At 57.2% G+C, this 18688-nt stretch carries 22 protein-coding genes and 1 tRNA gene; 5 read left to right on the forward strand and 18 right to left on the reverse strand.

The annotated features are described in order from the left end of the window. Positions 1-167 precede the first annotated feature (167 nt). Both IB245_RS06530 and IB245_RS06535 read right to left on the reverse strand, forming a co-directional pair. On the reverse strand, positions 168-1937 hold the full coding sequence (locus IB245_RS06530) for an SIR2 family protein (protein WP_192227036.1): 1770 nt from the start codon (positions 1935-1937) through the stop codon (positions 168-170). Between the two features lie 540 nt (positions 1938-2477). Further along, complete coding sequence (locus IB245_RS06535) at positions 2478-3938, reverse strand: transporter (protein WP_192227037.1); 1461 nt, start codon at positions 3936-3938, stop codon at positions 2478-2480. A gap of 132 nt (positions 3939-4070) precedes the next feature. Here IB245_RS06535 and IB245_RS06540 point away from each other — a divergent pair, with 132 nt between their 5' ends. Further along, positions 4071-4559 carry an Lrp/AsnC family transcriptional regulator gene (locus IB245_RS06540; RefSeq protein ID WP_192227038.1) on the forward strand — a complete coding sequence of 163 codons (489 nt, stop codon included), beginning with the start codon at positions 4071-4073 and terminating at the stop codon, positions 4557-4559. 146 nt (positions 4560-4705) lie between these two features. Here the strand turns inward: IB245_RS06540 and IB245_RS06545 are convergent, their stop codons facing one another. Continuing rightward, positions 4706-4915: a hypothetical protein gene (locus IB245_RS06545; RefSeq protein WP_192227039.1), complete on the reverse strand. Its 210-nt coding sequence runs from the start codon at positions 4913-4915 to the stop codon at positions 4706-4708. A 489-nt stretch (positions 4916-5404) separates the two neighbouring features. Between IB245_RS06545 and IB245_RS06550 the strand changes: the two genes are divergently transcribed. Beyond that, positions 5405-5491 (forward strand) — tRNA-Leu (locus IB245_RS06550). Positions 5492-5610: 119 nt separating this feature from the next. Continuing rightward, positions 5611-5961: a hypothetical protein gene (locus IB245_RS06555; RefSeq protein WP_192227040.1), complete on the forward strand. Its 351-nt coding sequence runs from the start codon at positions 5611-5613 to the stop codon at positions 5959-5961. Positions 5962-6046: 85 nt separating this feature from the next. On the opposite strand, the gene IB245_RS06560 is transcribed toward IB245_RS06555, so the two are convergent. Further along, positions 6047-6256: a hypothetical protein gene (locus tag IB245_RS06560; protein ID WP_192227041.1), complete on the reverse strand. Its 210-nt coding sequence runs from the start codon at positions 6254-6256 to the stop codon at positions 6047-6049. A 147-nt stretch (positions 6257-6403) separates the two neighbouring features. Beyond that, a complete protein-coding gene (locus IB245_RS06565) occupies positions 6404-7231 on the reverse strand; it encodes an NAD(P)H-binding protein (protein ID WP_192227042.1) in 828 nt (275 codons plus the stop codon). Positions 7232-7386: 155 nt separating this feature from the next. Here IB245_RS06565 and IB245_RS06570 point away from each other — a divergent pair, with 155 nt between their 5' ends. Beyond that, the gene (locus IB245_RS06570) at positions 7387-8073 is read left to right on the forward strand and encodes a TetR/AcrR family transcriptional regulator (RefSeq protein ID WP_192227043.1); all 687 of its coding nucleotides are present in this window, start codon (positions 7387-7389) and stop codon (positions 8071-8073) included. On the opposite strand, the gene IB245_RS06575 is transcribed toward IB245_RS06570, so the two are convergent. The 8 genes from IB245_RS06575 to IB245_RS06610 all read right to left on the reverse strand — a co-directional run bounded on the left by IB245_RS06575 (position 8070) and on the right by IB245_RS06610 (position 14142). Continuing rightward, entirely contained in the window at positions 8070-8354 is a 285-nt protein-coding gene (locus tag IB245_RS06575) for a hypothetical protein (RefSeq protein ID WP_008036910.1), read from the reverse strand. The genes IB245_RS06570 and IB245_RS06575 overlap by 4 nt on opposite strands. Before the next feature lie 301 nt (positions 8355-8655). After that, on the reverse strand, positions 8656-8886 hold the full coding sequence (locus tag IB245_RS06580; RefSeq protein WP_008031039.1) for a hypothetical protein: 231 nt from the start codon (positions 8884-8886) through the stop codon (positions 8656-8658). A gap of 114 nt (positions 8887-9000) precedes the next feature. Next, entirely contained in the window at positions 9001-9222 is a 222-nt protein-coding gene (locus IB245_RS06585; protein ID WP_192227044.1) for a hypothetical protein, read from the reverse strand. 72 nt (positions 9223-9294) lie between these two features. Further along, a complete protein-coding gene (locus IB245_RS06590) occupies positions 9295-10335 on the reverse strand; it encodes a DNA topoisomerase IB (RefSeq protein ID WP_192227045.1) in 1041 nt (346 codons plus the stop codon). A gap of 75 nt (positions 10336-10410) precedes the next feature. After that, complete coding sequence (modC, locus tag IB245_RS06595) at positions 10411-11490, reverse strand: molybdenum ABC transporter ATP-binding protein (RefSeq protein WP_192227046.1); 1080 nt, start codon at positions 11488-11490, stop codon at positions 10411-10413. 3 nt (positions 11491-11493) lie between these two features. Continuing rightward, positions 11494-12174, reverse strand: a complete 681-nt coding sequence (modB, locus tag IB245_RS06600) for a molybdate ABC transporter permease subunit (protein WP_192227047.1) — start codon at positions 12172-12174, stop codon at positions 11494-11496. After that, positions 12175-12942 (reverse strand): molybdate ABC transporter substrate-binding protein, encoded by a 768-nt coding sequence (modA, locus tag IB245_RS06605; RefSeq protein ID WP_008031048.1) that lies wholly within the window; start codon positions 12940-12942, stop codon positions 12175-12177. Between the two features lie 135 nt (positions 12943-13077). After that, on the reverse strand, positions 13078-14142 hold the full coding sequence (locus IB245_RS06610; protein WP_192227048.1) for an NAD(P)H-dependent flavin oxidoreductase: 1065 nt from the start codon (positions 14140-14142) through the stop codon (positions 13078-13080). A 187-nt stretch (positions 14143-14329) separates the two neighbouring features. On the opposite strand from IB245_RS06610, the gene IB245_RS06615 reads away from it, so the two are divergent. Then, a complete protein-coding gene (locus IB245_RS06615; RefSeq protein ID WP_192227049.1) occupies positions 14330-15313 on the forward strand; it encodes an MDR family oxidoreductase in 984 nt (327 codons plus the stop codon). Between the two features lie 47 nt (positions 15314-15360). Here the strand turns inward: IB245_RS06615 and ada are convergent, their stop codons facing one another. From ada to IB245_RS06640, 5 genes are all read right to left on the reverse strand, one after another. After that, the gene (gene ada / locus IB245_RS06620) at positions 15361-16425 is read right to left on the reverse strand and encodes a bifunctional DNA-binding transcriptional regulator/O6-methylguanine-DNA methyltransferase Ada (RefSeq protein ID WP_192227050.1); all 1065 of its coding nucleotides are present in this window, start codon (positions 16423-16425) and stop codon (positions 15361-15363) included. 86 nt (positions 16426-16511) lie between these two features. Further along, entirely contained in the window at positions 16512-17192 is a 681-nt protein-coding gene (gene alkB / locus IB245_RS06625) for a DNA oxidative demethylase AlkB (protein WP_192227051.1), read from the reverse strand. Further along, entirely contained in the window at positions 17182-17889 is a 708-nt protein-coding gene (locus IB245_RS06630) for a 2OG-Fe(II) oxygenase (RefSeq protein ID WP_192227052.1), read from the reverse strand. Before IB245_RS06630 ends, alkB begins: the two co-directional genes overlap by 11 nt. A 125-nt stretch (positions 17890-18014) precedes the next feature. Beyond that, positions 18015-18185: a hypothetical protein gene (locus tag IB245_RS06635; protein WP_162130704.1), complete on the reverse strand. Its 171-nt coding sequence runs from the start codon at positions 18183-18185 to the stop codon at positions 18015-18017. A 34-nt stretch (positions 18186-18219) separates the two neighbouring features. Beyond that, entirely contained in the window at positions 18220-18522 is a 303-nt protein-coding gene (locus IB245_RS06640; protein WP_008031060.1) for a DUF1883 domain-containing protein, read from the reverse strand. Positions 18523-18688: the final 166 nt, after the last annotated feature.

The raw sequence follows: 18688 nt of genomic DNA on the forward strand, positions 1-18688 counted from the left end.
TCCGCCCTCAAAAGTCATGCCCAATTACCGCATACGACCATTGCGGTCGTTCAGCGCCACAGAAATCGCCCCTCTGCTGTCCAGTCAGTATCGAGAATCTAGGGGCAATTTCATTCGAACAACTCAAGCAGGCCACAGAACATTGTGGCCATGCTAGGTAGCCGGGTCTAGTAACGTGCAGATTGACGCAGGCACCCAAAAAATAGCTCTAGATATTTTTGACTTCCGAATGCAAAGCCCGCCTCAAGCAAAGGAGTCCTGAATTCATCATGGGACATCTCTTCTTCAATCGTACTAATGGCACTTCTATTCCATTCCGGGCGTCCGATAATTAGGTGTCTAGCCTGTCCTTTTTGTATGTATTCTTCGATGCTCGACTCGGTGATATTGCATGTTTTTGTAAAGTACAGAGCACAATAAAATTCGAAACGATCAAACAGCATCACTGGGTCGCCTAAGCCCGCAAAGCTAGGTGCCCAGCGAGGAGCAAGCTCTTCGGCAAGTCGATTGCTAAGTGGAGTTTTCGCTCGGTCTTGTCCTGGAAGTGACTGCCAAATTGATTTCTGGGTAACTGATTCGAAATACCCAGGATTGAATGACTCACCCAAGGCCATTGTGATGCGAGAATCGATGGCAATAGTCGATTCAAAAAGGTTGTAGAGTTCCTTAAGCCTGCCTGCGCGCGTGAGGCCTAAGCCGTAGGCCACAAATATCAATACCGCAGGATATTTTTTTAGTTCAAGCCATACGGTTTGCCCTGATCCGTTTTTCAATGCTTCTGCTGTCAAAACTCGAATAGCATCAAGTATCAGGTCTCTTTCAGCCCCATTTCCCCACCTTCCCAAGACGCCTGAAAGACGAGTCATGGTCTCTGTCGAGGTCTCATAGTTCGTGATCCAGGTTGTGTAATCCTGCCCAATTACAATGCTGGGATCGGCAAAAATTGGAGAATAATGATCAACGAGCTTACGCAACTCTGTTGTCACTAAGTCATCAAGCTGAATATTATGATCAGGCTTCGATAAGAACCGTTTCGCCATGGCGATAGTGAGTTCCATGCTTGCCGGATTTGATTGGTGATACTCACTTAGCGTTTGAAGTTTTAACTGCAAAGCACAAAAAAAGGAGTCTGCATCCGAGGCATTGGCAATGATTGCTTTTCGTTGCGTTACCAATTCCTGTCCGCGCTCAGACAATCGACCCCGGGTCACCCAAAAAGTAGGGTAGCGTCGATTGGGAGCTCTTGTGAAAGCTGATCGCAGAGCATGATCCCAATCGCCAGACCACCCAGAAACGATCAGACCAAACTCATCGAGAATCCTATCTAGCACGACATTGAATTCGGACGGATAATCTCCGAGCTCTATATCCGTATTGAGGATCCGAGCATCTTTGTAGTCCCCATGAATTTTTAGGATGTAACACTGGGTGTGAGTGATTGGTTCTGCGCCAGCAAGCGTATCAACTGAACTCACGACAGTTGGCTCAATTCCGAGGTCGCGTAATGCGTTCTCCATGAGACGATCAAAATTCGTGGTGATAATAACTCTGATGAAACCAGCCTTCACCATCTCTGCGATGGCTCTATGAGCAGGGGTAGGCATCTTCATGCCGTCTTCTAACTCCTGTTCGGTTGGCTCAAGAAAACCTTGAATGATAGCTCTACGCTCTGTTTGCGTAGTAGCAAGCTCTTCGAGCAATGTCGAATAATTTGGTTGATGCCCAGTACGCTCAACGTACCAGGCATGCCAGTCTTCCTGATCAGGCACCCCAGAGGTTATGCCGGCGCGCTTAATGAGTTCCATGGTGATTTCCCACCCGGTAGGAATACCAGCTGACCTAGACAAGCCAGATCCGATCAGTACGGCATACACGCCTTTGTTCTCATGCATCGAAAACGCCAACTGGGTTGTTGGATCGCCAGAAATCACGCTCATGTTATTCATCCAGTTTGAAAAGGTTAGAGTTGTAAAGCCAGCTCGCTGGCCCTCAGACCCAAAAGGCAATCCCTGTAGATCCTCAGATAATACTTAGACAGTATCTAGAAAAACAGGAGCGGTTCACTAGCGTAATAGCTCAGCATCACCTACGCATTGATCACTGTGCCAGTCCTGCCAAGATGTCTGTTCACGCTTACCGACTCCTTCGAAAGAATTCAAGCATAGCAGCGACAGTGCTCGGGATTGGAGCTGAAAACGGTTGCTTAAATTTTGCTACAACGGATGAGAGCGGGGGCGGGATTTGATGGTGCGGGAATGTTGCTGGTACGGAATTGGTACGGGGGATTTATAACAGGCCTATTGGCCCTTATTTGCAGGGGTGTTGCGAATAGTTCGTCCAATCCATCATCGGCATGAATTCGCGGGTTAAAGCATCTGTTTGGGCCGATTTCTTCCTTACTATATGGGCAGCTATCGACCCATTGCAGTCGCTAAGTCGCACGTTGCTCATTGGGGTGCCCATCTGCCAATACCATGCTATCCAAACCATCCAATCAGCAACGCTGCGCCCAACGCGACTAACGCGGTATTGAGACAGACCAGCATGAAGCCAAACCTTACCAGTTCGCCTTCCTCCTTGGCCTGGGTTTTAGCAAGTCCCAGGATCAGCATGACAACCGACAGCGAGCCCAGCGCTGCATGCCCTGCCGAGCTGTTTTGGACGGCAGCCAACAATAGGCGAGAGGATTCGGGCAACATCGCGATGGCCGGCATGAAGATCGCATTGCCGCCAACATTCGACCCGGTCATGTAGCCTGACAGCGCGCCAAAGATGGCAACCAGCGACGTCGCGGCGGTGGGCGACAGGCCCGCCAGCAGTTGCATCAAACCCGCGAGGAAGCCGGCCTTCACCATCATCTGCGACATCGCGAGAAAGAAGAAAATGGTCAACAATGGCCGCTTCGCCCGCGCCACCAGCGCAGCAGGCATGCTGACGTCGAGTGCTGTCTGGCATTGTGTGTTGCGCGTGTGAAACCCTAGCCCGATCAGCACCAGAACCAGTGCCAGGCCTGGTGAGGCGAGTGGCTTCCAGGTGACCTGGGCGCCCTGTACAACCCAGTGATCCTGCCAAGAGGTGATCGTCCACACCATCTTCAACGCGACAATGCAGACAATCAGCACCAGATACGGCCATGCCTGACGCGGCCATTGCACCGCACCGCGCGCGCTATCGTTGCGGCGCAGGCGCCACAGCCCAGCAGAGAGTACCGCTGCTGCCGTCACCAGGCCCGCGGCAACGCCGGCCACTTCCGGCCCCAGCCACCGACTAGCACTGTAAAGCACGCCTACAAACAGCAGCCAGAAAGCGCCCAACGCCCTCCATTCCCGCGAGTCACGAACGCCTGCAAGATATAGCGCGATTGCACTGAGGGCCAAAAAAACCGGTGCGCTGGTCAGTGCCGAGGTCGATGCCAGCGCGGGTGCGTCCAGGTGAACCAACGAAGCACCAATGACAGATGCCAAGCCCAGCGTTCCCCAGGGCATGATTGCCATGCCGGTCAGTGCTATTCGTAGCGCGACCCGACGTTCGAAGAGACTGAGCAGCAGGGGCACCGTAGCGATCAACGACACGCCGAAGCCGGTCATCGCTTCGAGCAACGGTGCCAGTCCAAGGACGATAAACACTACTTGATCGCCGCGTCCAAGCCCCAGTGACCGCACCCATTGGCTAAGCGCCAGGTTGACGCCCATGCGCTCGATAAAAATCACGAAGACCAGACCTGGAACGATCACCAAAGCCGTACTTGCAAACAGCACGGCCGTATCTTGAGCGGCGGCCACCATACTGCCTAGGCGCCACGCGTCGGCAGCGCCGGCGAGCCAGAGCACCATGACTAATAGAGTGCCTGCAATGGCGGCGTGAACGGGTGGCCGGCGCAGCACGACGAGCATGGCTGTAACCAACAGGACAGGGGAAAGATGGAACAGTGCGAGCATGCCAATAATATCCTGTGTGTGTTCCCGACTAAGGCTGCGTACGCAGACTGCTGGCAAGATAATATTTCTCCTGGCTAGATAAAGGTGCGCAGTTTTCTGATAGTTTTCGAGAAAATTTCTCACGGGTTTACCATGGCAAAAAACGACGCTGCACCTGAATCGTTGGACAAATTCGACCGTGCCATCTTGGACCTTGTTCAGCGCGACAACACTATGCCGCTGCGCCTTATGGCCGAGCAGGTCAATCTTTCCACGGCTGCCGTTCAGCGCCGCATCAAGCGAATGGAAGAGGGGGGAGTCATCACGGGCAACGTAGCCATCGTGGATCCCACCGCCGTAGGACGGCCGATCACGATCATTGTGGAAGTGATGGCAGAGCGCACTAGCATCGAGGCGCTGGAGGCGATGAAGGCACACTTCGCGGTGCCCGAAGTTCAGCAGTGCTACTACGTCACCGGCGAAGTGGATTTCGTCCTGGTGTTAACCGTTGGCAGCATGAAGGAATACCAGGCTTTGGCGCGGCGATTGTTTGCCGAAAATTCCAACGTTACCTGGTTCAAGACAATCGTGGCGCTGGACCGTGTGAAAGTCGGGCTTAATGTGCCGAGCGTGCCTGGGTAACCGCTCATTCAAGAGCGTCTTGCGGATCGAACCTCTTGAAATTAGCCAAGACAGTCGCCCTGATACCGGAAGGGAAAGGTATTATTTAGTGGTTAATTTTGGACGCTCTGAGTGTCCGCTATTGGCCGATTGCTGCCCGTCAGGTCTTAATCGGACGACAGCAGCACAGCAAGCGTGAGCTTGATGAACTCTTCGTTCTTATCAATGGTATCAAGTGCGCCGCGCACGTTGTCTGCGACTTCGGCAGCGCCTCTCTGCTCGACCCAGTTGGACAACTCAAGGATAGCGGCCTCAAGGGCCAATTGGTTTTCGTTGATCTTGAACAGCAGGGAAGGGAGTAAGTCGGAGTTCGGCATCGTGATTTTCCATGAAAAAATTTAGCGTAGCAGGTGGGAACAGTAGCGATGCATGGGGGGGCGGATTGAACAGCTAAAGCGGCGTGCCCGGAAGCATCCCACGACCTGGAGCAGTGGCCCAGGGGAGTAATTCCGTTCCGCAACCCAAAACGGACTCCTTGAAAGCTGTGGGATGCAGACCGTTAAAAATCAGTAGCTTGCGGAACGGTAAAGCTGCTAACCTATTGAAATAGCTTGTTTTGTGGATGGATTGCAAATCCACCTACGCCGGTTCGATTCCGACCTCGGCCTCCACTTTAAACAAGCTCCGTAGATCTATGATTTACGGAGCTTTTTTATTTGCGTCGTCCTGCAAGATTTAGTCTTGAAATGGGCGTTTGCAAACTTGCTTCACCGGGACGGGATGTATATATTTCGTCCTCTGCTGCACAGGCGTCAGAACTGACAGATCGTCATTTGTCAGCCATCAGACTGCCTGACCGCGCTACCGCCCGAATGGCGAAACTGGTAGACGCATGGGACTTAAAATCCCCCGCTCGTAAGGGCGTGCCGGTTCGATTCCGGCTTCGGGCACCATGAATATTAAAGGCTTGCGTGAGATACCTCACGCAGGCCTTTTTCATTTTTACCCGGCTATTTCTCGAAGTGATCTGCGAAGATCACTTTGCTGACTTCATCTTCTTGCGAGGCCCAGGATGGCATGGAAGACACTTAAGTACCTGATTGTATCGGGCATCGTTCTGGCGAGCGTGGTCTACGCGTCAAGGTATGCGTACTTCAATTACTACATGGAGTACCAGGCTAAAAACCTTGTCAGGGATTATCTGAAAGACCCTCAATCCGCGGTGTTCAGGAACATTGACTCCAGGCACCAGGTATTTTGCGGCGAGGTGAACAGTAGAAACAGCTTCGGGGGAATGGTCGGTTTTTCAAGGTTCATCGCACTTCCTCGCGATAGCAGAGTTTTTCTGGAGGAAGAGTTTGAAAGCCGAAACGCTGGGGAATTGTTTGAGCAGTCGTGGAGGCTGACCTGCGAACCGGCTTGAGTGGGACTCTTACCGTAATTTATAAAATCAAGGGTTTGCCAGCGAAAGCTGATGCAAACCCTTGTTTGTTTCCGGTCAACTATTTTCACTTGCCGCTTTTGTCAGCAGGCTGATTCGCCTTGCGTCGATCAGCGCCGGAAGGGTTGCCGGTGTCTATGAGCCTTCTCTCTACCAAAACATTCTGCAGAGCCTCACGATCTACCGGGTTGAGCTGATGTTCTCTTTCCTTGAGTTCCAGCAGGATCGGGCTGGACCAGCGGCGGTAGGTTTTTTCCGCCTCACGGATCAGTGTCATTCGTTCCTCCTTGATCAGGCGCCTACCCACATCGTCGGCGCAGAATCGATGCGATAGAAACCCTAGCTGAGGAAAACGCTTATCGCCAAAAATGAAATGGCATACAGCGCTATTGAACTGATCGTCGAATAATCTATTCGGCTGATCTCAACCCCAGACACCGGTAGCCACCGTGCGGCGAACATAGTCGCTGAAGTCCCGCGCCGGGCGACCCAGTGCACGCTGTACGCCGTCAGCCACCGGTGTATTGCGGCCATCGAGTACGGTGGTGAAGAGGTACAGCACGAGTTCAATCAGCTCTGTTGGTAGTTGGGCCTGTTCCAGCGCCTGGCGATAGGCGTCGGGTGGCACGGCGACGAAACCGACATCGAGTTTGGACGCGTGGGCAATTTCGGCAGTGGCCTCTGCAAAGGTCAGCGCGCGCGGGCCCGTCAGCTCATAGAGTTGGCCTGAATGCCCCGGTTTGGTCAGCGCCTCAACAGCAATCTCGGCGATGTCTTCCACGTCGACAAAGGGCTCGGCGATGTTGCCGACGGGGAGGGCGAGTTCTCCTTGCAGGATTGGCTCAAGAAAGTGCGCTTCGCTGAAGTTCTGAAAGAACCAGCTGGCCCGCAGGATGGTCCAGTCCACGCCGCTGTTTTGAACGACGCGTTCTGCCTGTTCAGCTTCAACTTCGCCGCGCCCTGACAACAGCACCAGTTTGCGGACGCCGCTTTTAACGGCCTGATCGGTGAATGCCTGCACAGTTTCAACCGCACCGGGGACCGCAAGGTCTGGCTGGAATGAAATGTACACCGCGTGAATTCCCTCAAGCACCGCTTCCCAGGTGGAGCGATCCTCCCAGTCGAACGCCGGATCCGCCCCGCGAGAGCCCAAGCGAACAGGCACATCGGCCGCTTGCAGCCGTTGAGTGATCCTCCTCCCGGTTTTGCCTGTTGCGCCGAGAATCAGAATTGTCTCTTGGGTGGTTTTCATCGCGTTCATCTCCATCGGTTTAATGTGAGTGATGCTCATGTTTAAAAAGATGATAAACGCTCATGTTTTATCGTCAACCGGAAGAACCGGTGAAACCGACGTACGGGCGGTGCTAAGGTGAGGCTATGTCATGTTATTGATCGGGAAGCACGCCAGTGCCGAAGAAAACCACCGAAGCCCACGAGCAAGCCGTTTCAGAGACTGTCCGGCGCAATCCCACGCAGCAGCGCAGCCGCGAACGCCAGGAGCGAATCCTGGCGGCGGGGACGCAATTGATTGCGAGCAAGGGCAGCGATCAAGTGAAAATGAGTGAAATCGCCGAAATGTGCGGGATTTCGATCGGCTCGCTTTATCAGTATTTTCCAGACAAGAGTTCGGTGATTCGCACCTTGGCCGAGCGCTATAACGCCGAAAGCCGTCGTTGTATCGAAGTCGCCATGGCTGCGGTCGAGGACGCGCAAGGGCTGCGCGAGGCCTTTTCAGAGCTGTTGGACGAGTATTACGAGATCTTCCTGGCGACACCGGCGATGCGTGACATCTGGTCAGGCATGCAGGCAGACAAGCAACTCATGGCGTTGGAACTGCAGGAGTGTCGGATTGCCGGCGAGATGTTGTCGGACGCGATGCTGCGGGTGTATCCCGACAGCGATGCGCACCAGGTTCAGGCGTCTGCCTTTCTGATCTGGAGTCTGGGCGAGGCGACAATGCGCCTGGCCATCTCATGCGCTCCCGAGGAGGGACGCGCGCTGGTCGAAGCGTTCAAGCGGATGTCTTTGCGAGAAATCATGGGGCCGGCGGCCGGGCCGAGTGAACGTGCTTCAACCGCCGAACCTGTCAGTTAAACGAATGGTTGACCGCTAAAGCCACGGGGCAACCGTTGCAGCCCGGCCATGGCGGTAAGCCGCTCGACCCATGCTGCGCGCCAGTCATTGGCAGTGTGAGTGGCTTTGGCTTTGCGTGCGGCGCGGCGTGCCGCGTTGCGTTGGTCTTTGCGTGCATCCTTATATGCATCGGTGTTTCGGCAACTTCTGCATTTCACTCGGTTCAGTTCAGTGGTTGAGGTGAGCTTGCTGCCTTTGTGGCCGCAGGCCAGATGCCCGGCAACTTTGAAGTGAGTAACCATCAGACGCCTCCTTCGTGACGTGTGACCGTTTGACCTCACGCGAGTGATGGCGTTCGTTGAGCGCAGGCGAGCAAAAAGAAGGCCCGCATGCGGGCGGGCCAAGGGATATTTCAAAAGGAGTAGGGCTACAGTAAGGCGTGAGTTGTGAAGGCTGTGTGAAATGACCGGGCAAAAAAAATCCCGGTACAGGGCCGGGTTTGGGATTCAGCAGCAGGTGATCAGGCAAGGACGCACCCGGTGACGATCATCGTCGCCGTTCATGCGTCCTGGCCGTGCGCTCGTGTCCGGAGTCCAGATCGAATCATCTGAACCGCGGCAGCGGCGGCTCGACAGGTTTGAGCGAAGACAGCGTGTTACGAATCAGCGGCGTGTCCTTCTCGATGTCGTTCAGGCGATCACGAATCCTGAGGGCGGTCGGGTGCCCGCCTTGATGATCGACCCAGTCGGCGATTTCCTTGCACGCTGCGGCCAAGCGAACCTGGCGCGAGTCGAGCAGGGTGAGCAGGGTGGTGATGGACTCTTTTTCGGACATGGCAAACACCTCCGTTCAAGAAACCTGGCAGTGGCAGCAAAAAGCCCGCAAAGAGCGAGCTTTCTGCCGATGGGGTCGCTGTTCCCTCAGCCATTTTCAGTATAGACCCGGGCTTCAGCCTTGTCGGGCCAGCACTTGCGATCGGGCATTGAATAGATGGCAGGCGCGAAGGGCATCTTCTTCGGAATCAAAACCGTCGCCGATAAAGCCATCGGTACGGGTATCGGCGATGCGATACCAGACTTCTGCGTCTGGTGGCGTATGACCGGCTTCCCCGGCTCGACGCCCATGAATGATGATCTTGTTGCAACGCTTAACAACGTAAATGTCTTCCATGGCTTCACTCGAAGCTAATTTGTGTCACAACAACTATAGAAGTCATTTGTAATCGTGCAAAAAATGGACAGGTCAGTTCGTCGGTTGAGTCGCCTCGATCATCTTCTCCAAATACATCGCCAGCCCGACTTCCTCGGCCTTCAAGCCTTTACGTGTTCTCGGGCGCGGTAACTCGGCCAATGCCCCCATCAGGAAACCCTCGAGCACCGCCGGGTGGATGTAGCACTTGCGACAAACTGCCGGGGTGTTGCCAAGTTGCCTGGCGACGTTCTTGACCATCTCCACCACATGCCGCCTGGCGTCTGATTCCGGTTCCCACTGCAAACCGCGCAACACTGACAACGCCAGCGCGCTGCCTGCCCAGGTGCGGTAATCCTTGGCGGTGAAGTCGGTGCCGGTGAGGGTTTGCAGGTAGGCGTTGACGTCGGAGGAACTGACGGTGTGCCGCTCACCGCTTTCATCCAGATACTGAAACAGGTTCTGCCCGGGAATCTCCTGGCAGCGTTTGATGATTCGTGCCAGGCGCCGGTCTTTCACGGTGATCTGGTGCTCGACGCCGCTCTTGCCCCGGAACTGAAACCGGATCGCACTGCCGTTGATCTCGACGTGCCGGTTGCGCAGCGTGGTCAGCCCATACGAGCGGTTGTCCCGGGCGTACTGCGTGTTGCCGACCCGAATCAATGTCGCGTCGAGCAAGGTAATGACCGTGGCCATGACCTTGTCACGGCTGAAGCCCGGGGCGGCCAACAGCGTTTCAAGCTGTTTGCGCAGTTTCGGCAGGGCGAGCCCGAAATCCCGCAGGCGCGAATATTTGTCGGCATCGCGCACTTCGCGCCAGCGCGGGTGATAACGGTATTGCTTGCGCCCCCGCGCATCACGGCCAGTGGCTTGCAGATGCCCACTCGGGTCGGCGCAAATCCAAACGTCGGTGTAGGCCGGGGGGACGGCGAGGGCATTGATACGTTTGATTTGCTTCGGGTCGGTGATGCGTTTTCCGTCCGGGTCGAAGTAGCAGAACTTGCCACGCAGTTTCTTGCGGGCGATGCCGGGCTGGGTGTCATCGACATAATGCAGGTCAGGTGGCAGCGCATCAGTCAGCGCGGAATCGGGCATGGCGGTAGTCCTTGGCGACGAATCAGGGGCCGTTACAGCCATTGACCGCGTGCCAGTGCAGTCGTGCCAGCGGGTTTACGCCAGCACCGCCACCGCTTTGATTTGCGCCCAGAGCTGTTGGCCGGGATGCACCTGCAATTGATCCCGGGAGTAGCGGGTGATTCGCGCCAGCAGTGGTGTGCCGGCTGCGTCCAGGCGAATCAGCACGTGGGCGGCGTTGTCTGCGCCCATTTCACTGATCACGGTCACCGGCAGACGGTTGAGGATGCTGCTTTGCTCGGCGCTGTGCAGGCTCAGGCTGACATCGCGCGCCTGGACCTTGCAACGCAACGCCTGGCCGGGGTCCATCGGCGTGTGCGTCACGCGGATGTTCAGAGCGGTGCCTGGCAGTTGCAAGGTCAGCAACTGATAGTCGGCGTCATAGGCACTGACGTGGCCCTCGATCACCACGCCGGCGTCATCGCCCAACGCCAAAGGCAAATCGAGCCGGGCCAGCGTTTCGCCGATAGGGCCGCTGGCCAGGGCTTTGCCGTTGCTGAGCAGGACGATGTGGTCGGCCAGTCGCGCCACTTCATCCTGGGAATGGCTGACGTACAGCACCGGGATGTCCAGCTCATCGTGCAGCCTTTGCAGGTAGGGCAGGATTTCGCTTTTGCGTTGCGAATCCAGCGCCGCCAGCGGTTCGTCCATCAACAACAGTTTCGGGCTGGTGAGCAGCGCGCGGGCAATGCCGACACGCTGTCGCTCGCCTCCCGACAAGTGCTGCGGATGGCGGTCCAGCAGATGACCGATGCCCAGCAGTTCCGTCGCGTGCGCCATGTCGACCCGGCGTTGTTGCCTGGGGATTCGCTTGAGGCCGAACTGCAGGTTCGCCAACACCGACAGGTGCGTAAACAGACTGGCTTCCTGGAAGACATAGCCGATCGCGCGTTTGTGCGGCGCTACGAAAATCTTCTTGTCGCTGTCCTGCCAGACTTCATCGTTGACCTGGATAAAGCCTTGTTCGGCCCGCTCCAGGCCCGCGATACAGCGCAAGCAAGTGGTCTTGCCCGAGCCGGAATGGCCGTAAAGCGCGGTGACGCCACGGCCGGGCAGTTGCAAGTCCACATTCAGGGCGAACCCCGAATACCTCAGTTTCAGACGTGTTTGAATCATCGATCAGCTCCAGCCCGCTTTGGTTTTACGGCTGGAGTACAGCGCCAGCAACACGGCAAACGAGAACACCAGCATCGCCCCGGCCAGCCAGTGGGCCTGGGCGTATTCCATGGCTTCGACGTGATCGTAGATCTGCACCGAGACCACGCGGGTCTTGTCGGGGATGTTGCCGCCGATCATCAGCACCACGCCAAACTCACCGACGGTGTGGGCGAAACCGAGAATCGCGGCGGTGATGAACCCCGGTCGGGCCAGAGGCAGGATCACGCTGAAAAAAGTGTCCCAGGGATTGGCGCGCAAGGTCGCAGCCACTTCCAGTGGGCGGGTGCCAATGGCAGAAAAAGCGTTTTGCAACGGCTGGACCACGAACGGCATCGAGTAGAGCACTGAGCCGATCACCAATCCGGCAAAACTGAACGTCAGGGTGCCGAGCCCCAGTGATTGAGTGAAGTGGCCGATAAAGCCGTTAGGGCCCAGCGCCAGCAACAGATAAAAACCGATCACCGTGGGCGGCAGCACCAGGGGCAGGGCGACAATCGCCCCGACCGGGCCGCGCAGCCAGGATTGGGTGCGCGAAAGCCATAACGCAATCGGAGTGCCGATCACCAGCAGGATAACCGTCGTCAGGGACGCCAGTTTCAGGGTCAGCCAGATGGCGGAAAAATCGGCACTCGACAGGGTCATTTAGAGTTGGTAACCGTAGGATTTGATGACAGCAGCGGCTTTCGGACCTTTGAGGTAGTCAACCAGCGCCTTGGCAGCCGGGTTGTCCTTGCCTTTGTTGAGGATCACCGCGTCTTGTTTGATCGGGTCGTGCAGGCTGGCTGGAACGATCCACGCCGAACCGCTGGTGACTTTGCCGTCTTTGTAGATCTGCGACAAGGCGACAAAGCCCAGTTCTGCGTTACCGGTTGAGACAAACTGATAAGCCTGGGTGATGTTCTGGCCTTCAACGATCTTGTCTTTGACCTTGTCGGTCAGGCCCTGCTTGGCCAAAACCTGGGTGGCAGCCAGGCCGTAAGGGGCGGCTTTCGGGTTGGCGATGGAGAGATGCTGATATTCGTTCTTTTTCAGCACGTCCCCTTTGGCATCGACGTAACCTTCTTTAGCCGACCACAACGCCAGGGTGCCAACGGCGTAGGTGAAGCGCGAGCCCTTGACGATGTCGCCTTCGGCTTCGAGTTTTTGCGGGGTGGTGTCGTCCGCCGACAGAAACACTTCAAACGGCGCGCCATTCTTGATCTGCGTATAGAACTGGCCGGTTGCACCAAAGGAGGTGACCAGTTTGTGCCCGGTGTCTTTCTCGAAATCAGCAGCGATAGCCTGGATCGGCGCGGTGAAGTTGGCCGCGACGGCGACCTGGACTTCGTCCGCCTGGGCTGCGCCAATGGCGAACACAGCAAGCAGGCTCGCCAGGCAAGTAGGGGCAAAACGTGAGGCACGAATGGTCATGAAACGGCTCCGTTGTAGGCAGGGACAGCGAGGGGTTAAAACGCTATATAGCGGAATATATAGCGAATTGCCTGCAAACGGAATGTGTTGATCTCGATTGCATTGCGGCGAAACGCCTCGCCCCAGGTCTTGTGCCTAGCGGTGCAACAGTTTCGCCAAGCCGTCTTGGGCCAGACGCTGCGTCAATTCTGCTGTCGTCATCTCAACCCCCAACCTGAACGCCTGCCCGGCCCAGAGGTTGCTGAAATCCGCTTCGCCCTTTGCCCGCAATGGCATCAACGCCCCACCCGCCAACGGGAAGGCCGGTGCTTTATCGCAGATCGGTCCGAGTTCGCGCATCACGCGATTGAGAATCCCGCGTGCCGGGCGGCCGGTGAAAATGTTGGTGACGGCTGTCTCGCTTTCTTTGGCCGTGCGCAACGCCTTGTGGTGAGAGGCACTGACCTTGGCTTCCGGTGTAAACAAATACGCCGTGCCGACCTGCACCGCGGACGCGCCCAACAGAAACGCCGCCGCCACGCCCCGTGCATCGGCAATGCCGCCAGCGGCAATCACCGGCACTTTCACCGCGTCGACAATTTGCGGCAGCAGCGCGAAGAGGCCCACCTGGCTGCTCAAATCGTCGCTGAGAAACATGCCTCGATGGCCACCGGCTTCGTAACCCATGGCGATGATCGCGTCGCAGCCATGCTGCTCAAGCCTGACGGCTTCTTCGACAGTCGTCGCCGAAGACAGCACTTTCGCCCCGGTCGCCTTGACGCGATCCAGCAGGGATTTTTCCGGCAGGCCGAAGTGAAAGCTCACCACTTCGGGGCGACATTCTTCGATCACTTCACAGGTCGCGTTATCGAACGGCGCGCGATTGGACACGGGCGTCGGCGCGTCGAAATCCACGCCGAGTTCGCGGTAGTAGGGTTCCAGCAGATTCTTCCAGTCCCGGGCACGCTGCTCGTCGGCAGGGGGCGGCTGATGGCAGAAGAAGTTGACGTTGATCGGGCGTTGAGTGTGTTGGCGAATGGTTTTCAGTTCTTCGCGCAACTGCTCGGTGGTCAGCATGGCTGCGGGCATCGAGCCCAGGCCGCCGGCATTGCTCGCGGCGATCACCATGGCCGAACCGGTTGCGCCAGCCATCGGAGCCTGGATGATCGGCAGTTCGATCCCCAGCAAATCGATAATTCGGGTATCTGGCCATTGGCTCATTTCAAGGTTCTCCGGGTCATAACGGGGCAGGGCTGCAGGACGGGACTTGTATCAGCAAAGACAGGCGCAAGACCCATCGGGTTTCAGGATGGGGCATTCCTGGATTGGCTTAAAGTCGGGTACGGCAAAAGGTTGCAGTGTGATATTCCAGTAGCACGACAACTGAATGATCTGACAGGAGACGACAATGTTCCAAGGCATTTTGATCGACAAAGACGACAGCGGTTACCGGGCCACACTGCAAGAGATCAATGACGATCAACTGCCCGAGGGCGATGTGACAGTGCGTGTGGCGTACAGCACGCTGAACTTCAAGGACGGTCTGGCGATCACCGGCAGCAGCCCGGTGGTGCGAAAATTCCCGATGGTGCCGGGCATTGATCTGGCGGGGACTGTCGAAGTCAGTGGGCATCCGGACTACAAGGTCGGTGATCAAGTCGTACTCAATGGCTGGGGAGTCGGTGAAGGGCATTGGGGCGGATTGGCGCAGAAGGCGCGCCTGAATGGCGACTGGCTGATTCCGCTGCCTCGGGAATTCACCGCTGCCCAGGCAATGGCGATCGGCACGGCCGGTTACACGGCGATGCTGAGCATCCTGGCTTTGGAACATAACGGTGTGACGCCTGAGCAGGGTGACGTTCTGGTCACGGGTGCCAACGGTGGTGTAGGCAGTTTCGCCATCGCGCTGCTGAACAAGCTCGGCTACCGGGTGGTCGCGTCCACTGGCCGCACCTCTGAACACGACTACCTCAAGCAATTGGGTGCCAGCGAAATCATCGACCGCGCGACATTGTCCGAGCCGGGAAAACCACTGGCCAAGGAGCGTTGGGCGGCTGTGATCGACTCGGTCGGCAGTCACACCCTGGCCAACGCCTGTGCCAGCACGAAAGCCAACGGCACTGTCGCCGCGTGTGGTTTGGCGCAAGGCATGGACTTTCCGGCCTCTGTCGCCCCGTTCATTTTGCGCGGCGTGACCCTGGCCGGAATCAACAGCGTGACCCAACCCAAAGCCAAGCGGGTATTGGCATGGAACCGTCTGGCCAAGGATCTGGACTTTGCCTTGCTGCCGCTGATCAGCCACGAAATCGGTTTGAGTGAGGCGATCGATGCGGCACCGCGATTGCTCGCCGGTCAGCTGCGTGGCCGTGTGGTGGTGGATGTGAATCGCTGAAAGCAAAAATCGCAGCCTGCGACTGCCGCAGGCTGCGATCTTTTGATTTATTGGCTTTCGCGCTCCAACAACTGCCGCTTGCGCTCCACGCCCCAACGATACCCCGACAAGTTGCCGTCACTGCGCACCACGCGGTGGCACGGGATCGCCACCGCCAGGCTGTTCGCGCCGCAGGCCTGGGCCACGGCGCGCACCGCTTTCGGTGAGCCGATGCGCTGCGCGACATCGGCGTAACTGGCGGTGCTGCCGACAGGAATTTCCCGCAGGGCTTGCCAGACGCGCTCCTGAAACGCCGTGCCGCGCACATCCAGAGGCAAGTCCAGGCCGATGGCCGGCGCTTCGATAAACCCGACGACCTGGGCGATCAACTGCTCGAACCCGTGGTCGGCGCCGATCAGGTTGGCCCGCCGAAACTTGTCCTGCAGGTCGCACACCAATTGGTGCGGATCATCACCCAGCAGAATCGCGCACACCCCGCGTTCGCTTTGCGCCACCAGAATCGCCCCTAAAGAACACTGGCCGACGGCAAACCGAATGTCGTTGTTCTGGCCTTCGGCGCGGTAGTCGCCAGGTTTCATCCCCAGCAATTGATCCGCCGCCTCATAAAATCGGCTATTGGAATTGAAACCGGCGTCATACAAGGCATCGGTCACCGAACCTCCATCGATCAAGCGTTGGCGAACCTTGCGTGAGCGGTGGGCCGTGGCATAGCCCTTGGGCGTCAATCCGGTCACGGCTTTAAACACTCGGTGAAAGTGGAAGCTGCTCAGGCCCGCCACGTCGGCCAGTTCACTCAATGCCGGCAGATGCTCTGCGGTCTCGATCTGACGGCACGCGGCAGCCACCGTTGCGGCATGTTGCGCGGCGACGTCACTTTGATCCTTCGCTGCGCGTTTGCTCGGGCGGTAACCGGCCGCCTGGGCTTGCTCGGCGGTGTCGAAAAATTCGACGTTCTGCGGCTTGGGCAAGCGCGCCAGACTGCTGGGGCTGCAATAGATGCCGGTGGTTTTCACTGCATACACAAACTGCCCGTCTGCGCGGGGATCGCGTGCGACGACGGCGGCCCAGCGCGGATCGTTTTCGGTGGCGATTCTTGTCGATTGGCGTGTCATGGCTTCTTGTCCGTTGACCTGTTTGATTCAGATTAACCAGCCGGCGCAGTCGTCGCACTCCGGGGCTTGCGGTCAAATTCGGGGATTCATTTTGCGGTACGAAACGTGAAGTTGATCCGTTGCTCGCCCATTCGCGGGTGCTGACCGTCCTTGATCGGCAAGACACCGTGATAACGCAAGCGATCAACGCCGCCCCAGACCACGATATCGCCGTGCAACAGTGGGACTCGCTGGCTTTTATCGCTGCGTTCAAACCCGCCGAACAGGAATATCGCCGGCAAACCCAGGGAGACCGAAACGATCGGTGCCGCGTAGGACGCTTCATCCTTGTCTTGATGCAGTGACATTTTGGCGCCGGGGACATAACGGTTGATCAGGCAGGAATCGGGTACGAAATCAGCAAAGCCGGCTTCGCGCGCCGCCGCTTGTGCGAGCGCCAAAAACACCGCGGGCATGGCCGGCCAGGGTGCGTCGGTTTGCGGATCATTGCGGGTGTAGCGATAACCGCTACGGTCGGTTGTCCAGCCCCAGGTACCGCAACTGCTCATGGCTGCCGACATGATGAAGCCGCCGGGCGTGACCATTTGCCGAAACGGCGCGGCGGCCAGAACCGCTTCCAGTGCAGGCAGCAATCGATCCAGCCAGGGCAGGGCAAAGCCTCTCAGTACGCAGGACTGTTCGCCGATCTGCTCACGCCGAGGTAGCTGCTCGGACTCGGCGTCGGCAAACAGGTCGAATGTGCTCGGGGTCATGGGGTCATGTCGCATCGTGAAAGATGATTCCAAGGGTATGTCGTTTTCCGCTGTGCAGGCGACTGACCCCGTGGCGCAACGTGACTCGGTAGAAGCCGCGAACGCCTTTGACCGGCCGTTGGTTGACGGCAAAGATCAGCCCGTCACCTTTCTTCAGGCCAATCACCTGGGGACGAGACTGCATCCGTGGACGTTGCTCGGTCAGTACAAACTCGCCGCCGGTGAAATCTTCGCCTGGCTCTGACAGAAGAATCGCCACTTGCAGTGGAAAAACGTGTTCACCGTACAGATCCTGATGCAGGCAGTTGTAGTCCTGTGGCCCATATTGCAGCAACAACGGCGTTGGGCGCTCCTGACCGGCGGCATGACATCGTTCTAGGAACGCCTCGTGCCCGGGAGGGAAACGGATCGGCAAGTCCATCTGCTCGTACCAGCGATTGGCAATCGGCACCAGTCGCGGGTAAAGCGCATTGCGCATTCGGCAGACGAGATCCGGTAGCGGATAGCGGAAGTATTTGTACTCGCCGCGGCCAAAGCCGTGGCGGGCCATCATGACCTGGGAGCGGAAAGGCTCTGATTTTGCATAGAGCGCGCTGATGTCGTCACACTCTTCGGCACTCAGCAATGACCGGATGATGGCGCAGCCATCCTGATCGAGTTGCTGGTACAGGCTGTCCCAGTCGAGTGCATCGAGCGTACGCTCGTTAAACATGTGCTGACTCCTTAACCCAGGGTTGAGGTGGCCAGTCTAGGGAGCGCTGCCGTCGTGAACACTCCGGCGCTTGCGGTCAAATTCAACGGACGGAGCAGACATCCTGGTTGTCGCTCCGAATCCCGTTACAGCGCTTTGCTGACGCTGATCTCGCTGATGACGTCTTCGCCCTGGCCATGAATGGCGTCCAGCGCGGCTTTGGCTTCTGCTTCGGTGCCGTTTTCAAGCTGGGCAAATTCGAAGCGGCGTTCGCCGTTGAGTTTGTATTTGATGACGTACTTGGTTGTTTGGGTCACGGTCATATCTGCCTGTGTTCGAGTCGGGCGGTGCTCAGCTCAGTTTCGTGGTGGAGCGGCGGATGATCTTGATCGAGTGGGACAAGGTCGGTTTGCGGGTCACGCTGATCGCCCGACGATTGACGGTGTCGATGGTGATGTTCCAGAAACCGGTGCTTGGTGCAGTAATTCGGGCCGGGAAGGTGTCGAATGCACCACCATGGTAAGTGTGACGGCCACCATTCTTGAAGCTGCGGAAATTGGCGTCGTTCATCAAGCGGATGTTGCACATTTGCGAGCACTGGATGACGACGATGTCGTCTTCATTGAGGTGCTCGCGCTGGTGGATAAATTTCATGAGGCGCCTCCAGAAGGGCTTTTTCTACAAAATCAAAACGATAGCATGGGCGATGGGCGCAGTTTATCAGCCCGAACGGGTTATTATCCGGTCGTCGGGCTCCGCTTTGACAATTAAAAACAGTTATTCGGAATTCTATGAGCGATAAAAGCAGTGGGCCTCGGAG

This window comes from Pseudomonas sp. PDM02 (assembly GCF_014852285.1).
GTDB lineage: Bacteria > Pseudomonadota > Gammaproteobacteria > Pseudomonadales > Pseudomonadaceae > Aquipseudomonas > Aquipseudomonas migulae.